The 2446-nt window shown below is 72.4% G+C and carries 1 protein-coding gene; it reads left to right on the top strand.

Annotated features, from left to right (window positions below; translation table 11 throughout):
* The first annotated feature begins 147 nt into the window (after nt 1-147).
* A complete protein-coding gene (locus WN71_RS38620) occupies nt 148-2379 on the top strand; it encodes a HelD family protein (protein ID WP_071369948.1) in 2232 nt (743 codons plus the stop codon).
* Nucleotides 2380-2446: the final 67 nt, after the last annotated feature.

A 2446-nucleotide genomic window follows, 5' to 3' on the forward strand; every position in this document is an offset into this window, starting at 1 on the left:
CCCCGGGCGCAATTGCGCCCGGGGGATTTCTTTGCGTATATTCAATGATTCGCGACTTCGAATGATTTCGGGCGCGAAGAAGTTCAGTGAGCAGAGTATATCCGGGCGGGAGCGGAATTGTCAAACACCGAATTTCCGGATGGTGAATTGCGGCGCGAGCAGGAATTCATCGACGGGCTGTACGCGCGCGTCGACGCCCTGCGCGGCGACACCGAGGCCGGCGTCTCGGACGCCCTCGCGCAGGGCGACAAGCCCATGCAGGCCAGACTGGAGCGCGACATCCTCGTCGCCGAGCGGTCCGGGCTGCTGGCCGCCCTCAACGCGGTGGACGGATCGCTCTGCTTCGGCCGCATCGACCAGACCTCCGGCACCAGCCACCACATCGGCCGTATCGGCCTGCGCGCGGACGACGCCGAGCACACCCCGGTACTCATCGACTGGCGGGCCGATGTCGCCCGCCCCTTCTACCTGGCGACCGGACACACCCCGATGGGCCTGCGCCGTCGCCGGCACATCGCCACCGACGGCCGCACGGTCACCTCGCTGCACGACGAGATCCTCGACCTCGGGGACGCCACCCGCACCGGCCACGAGGACCCCTCCGGGGACGCCGTGCTGCTCGCGGCGCTGAACTCCGCGCGCACCGGCCGGATGAACGACATCGTGCAGACCATCCAGGCCGAACAGGACGAGATCATCCGGCACGGCCACCGCGGCGTACTGGTGGTCGAGGGCGGTCCCGGCACCGGCAAGACGGCGGTCGCCCTGCACCGGGCCGCCTACCTCCTCTACGAGCACCGCGAGCTGCTCGCCAAGCGGGCCGTCCTCATCGTGGGCCCCAACCCCGCCTTCCTCGGCTACATCGGCGAGGTGCTGCCCTCGCTCGGCGAGACCGGCGTGCTGCTCGCGACCGTCGGCGAACTGTTCCCCGGGGTGCGCGCCACCGCCACGGACACCCGCGAGGCCGCCGCGGTCAAGGGCCGCGCCGGCATGGCGGACGTGCTCGCCGAGGTCGTACGCGACCGGCAGGCGCTGCCCGACCCGGTGATCACCATCGAGCACGACCGCGAGGTGCTGATGCTCGACGACGGCCTGGTTCGGGTGGCCCGCGAACGCACCCGCGCCGTGGGGCTGCCGCACAACGTCGCCCGCGAGCACTTCGAGGGCCACATCCTCAACGCGCTCACCGACATGGTCGCCGAGCGCATCGGCACCGACCCCTACGACGGCTCGAACCTGCTCGACGCGAGCGACATCACACAGATCCGCGACGAACTCGCCGAGAACAGCGAAGTGTGGGCCGCCGTCGACCGGCTGTGGCCGCGGCTGACCCCCGAGCGGCTGGTCGCGGACTTCCTCGCCGACCCGGCCGGCCATCTCCCCGACGAGGACGCGGCCGCGATCCGCCGCCCGCTCACCCGGGCCTGGACCGTGGCGGACGTACCGCTGCTCGACGAGGCCGCCGAACTGCTGGGCGAGGACGACCGGACCGCGCGGGCCCGCGCCGAGCGCGAACGCGCCCTGCAGATCGCGTACGCGCAGGGCGTCCTCGACGTCTCCTTCGCCTCCCGCACCTTCGAGTTCGAGGACAAGGAGGACAGCGACCCCGACTCCTCCGAGGTGCTGTCCGCGCACGACATCATCGACGCCGAGCGGTTCGCCGAGCGGCACGAGGAGGACGACCACCGCAGCGCCGCCGAGCGCGCCGCCGCCGACCGCACCTGGGCCTTCGGGCACATCATCGTCGACGAGGCGCAGGAGCTGTCGCCGATGGCCTGGCGGCTGCTGATGCGGCGCAGCCCCACCCGCTCGATGACCCTGGTCGGCGACCCCGCGCAGACCGCGGAGGCGGCCGGCGTCGGTTCCTGGGCGGACATCCTCCAGCCGTACGTCCAGGACCGCTGGGAGCACGCCCGGCTCGCGGTCAACTACCGCACCCCCGCGGAGATCATGGAGCTGGCCGCGGCGGTGGTCCGTGCCGAACGGCCCGACTTCGTGCCGCCGAGCTCCGTCCGCTCGACCGGTGAACGACCGTGGATCCGGCAGGTCGCCGACGATCTGCCGGGCGCGGTGGAGCGGGCGGCCGCCGAACTGACCCCGAAGGAGGGCCGGCTGGCGGTGATCGCGCCGCGCGCCCTGCACCGGGCGCTGGCCGCTCGGCTGGACGGGGTGACGGCGGGGGCGGAGCCGGATCTCACGCATACGGTCGTCCTGCTGGACCCGCGGCAGGCGAAGGGGCTGGAGTTCGACTCCGTGCTGGTGGTGGAGCCCGGGGAGTACGGCGTGAGCGACCTGTATGTCGCGCTGACCCGGGCGACCCAGCGGCTGGGAGTCCTGCACACGGGATCCCTGCCGGAGGCCCTGCGGGCGGCGGCCTGACGATTCCCGCGCCGTCTCCAGGGGGCTCCGCCCCCTGGACCCCCGCTCCTCAAACGCCGGAGGGGCT

It is taken from the genome of Streptomyces mangrovisoli (assembly GCF_000974985.2).
GTDB classification, from domain to species: domain Bacteria; phylum Actinomycetota; class Actinomycetes; order Streptomycetales; family Streptomycetaceae; genus Streptomyces; species Streptomyces mangrovisoli.